Consider the following 1,485-nt stretch of genomic DNA (forward strand, 5'->3'; position numbering starts at 1 on the left):
GTGCTGCACCCCGGCCAGGAGACGCCCGCCGCCAGCTTCGCGCAAAATGCACGGGCGGGAGATGTCATCGGCATGATCGGACCCGGTGGCGGCGACGCTCCGGTGGCGCAGACCTTGCTTCTGCTCGGCGACGACACAGCACTTCCCGCCATAGGCAGGATTCTGGAAGATCTGCCGCCGTCAACACGCGCTGAGGCGCTGATCGAGATCGATGGGCCGGACGACCGGATGGCGCTGGCGCAAGGGGATAATATCGACATCACCTGGCTTTACCGGCACGGCCGCGAGGCCGGCACCGCGGGCCTGTTGTCCGCCGCCTTGCGCGAGCGCAAGCACATGGCGCTTGCCGACGGCCTGTACGTCTGGGTCGGTTGCGAATTTGGCGATTTCCGGGAGATCCGCAAGATCGTGCGCAAACAGTGGGGCCTGCCGCGCGACCGCCACCTGGTTACGGCCTACTGGCGCCGGGACGCGCACAGCGTGGGCGAGGGCGGCGAGGACTAGCCGCTGCCTATTGCCTGACGCTTCTCGCCACCAGCCGCGCGACGCTCGGGCCGATCAGCAGCACGATCAGGAAGCGTGCTGATTGCAGCGCCATGACGAAAGAGATGTCGACGTTCTGCGCTGCTGCAGCGATGATGGCGATGCTGTCCATGCCGCCGGGGCTGGTCGCCAGATAGGCGGTCAGCGGATCGATGCCCAGGAGATGGCTGATCATGAAGGCAAGGCCGCCGCAAAAGGCGATCAAGGCCACGATCGAGGCGATGATCTGCGGCAAGGCGCGCGCCGCATGGCGCAGGATCGCCCTTGTGAAGTTCAGGCCGATCGACCAGCCGACCATGGCGTAGCTGACGGCCAGCAGCCATTGCGGCAATTGCATTTCCACGCCCAAGCCGAGATGGACGACGGTGCCGAAGATGAAGGTGCCGAGGAAGAAGGGCGAGGGCAGTCGGCACAACTTTCCCGCCAGGCCGCCTACGACCGCGATGCCGATGGTGGCGGCGAAGGCTTGGGCATCGATCGGCGGAAACCAGACGATGGCGGGGATTTCGACCTCAGACGTGTCGACCCACATCTTGGCAACGAGTGCCGCCGTCATCGAGACGAAGATGACGCGCAGATATTGCATGAAAGCGACGAGCCGCTGATCGGCGCCGAAGGCACCCGCCATCAGCACCATGGCGGTGGCCGCACCCGGCGACGAGCCCCAGACGGCGGTGGTGCCGGGCAGGATGCGCCAGCGGCTGATCAGCCAGCCGAGCAGGCTGGAGGCTGTGACGGTGGCCACCACGACGCCGAGAAACAGCGGCCATTCCTGGGTGAAGACCGGAAAGATGTCGGCCGAGATCGACGCCGCGACGAGGCAGCCGACGATCGCCTGGGCGGCGCCGAACAGAAGACGCGGCACGCGCACCGTGGCGCCATTGGTGCCGGCGACGATGGCGGCCAGCATCGGCCCGATCAGCAGCGCCGCCGGCACCAATG

Annotated in this window: 2 protein-coding genes; one reads left to right on the top strand and one right to left on the bottom strand. The window is 66.7% G+C overall.

The window, feature by feature from the left end; translation table 11 throughout:
- Nucleotides 1–504 (top strand): siderophore-interacting protein (locus tag ENZ74_RS31540; protein ID WP_164761388.1); only part of this gene is annotated, 504 nt, incomplete at its 5' end.
- 7 nt (nucleotides 505–511) lie between these two features.
- On the opposite strand, the gene ENZ74_RS31545 is transcribed toward ENZ74_RS31540, so the two are convergent.
- On the bottom strand, nucleotides 512–1,485 hold a 974-nt coding region (locus ENZ74_RS31545; RefSeq protein WP_164761389.1), incomplete at its 5' end, for an AbrB family transcriptional regulator.

The sequence above is a fragment of the Mesorhizobium sp. M7A.F.Ca.CA.002.15.2.1 genome (assembly GCF_003998715.1).
In the GTDB taxonomy this organism is placed as follows: domain Bacteria; phylum Pseudomonadota; class Alphaproteobacteria; order Rhizobiales; family Rhizobiaceae; genus Mesorhizobium; species Mesorhizobium ciceri.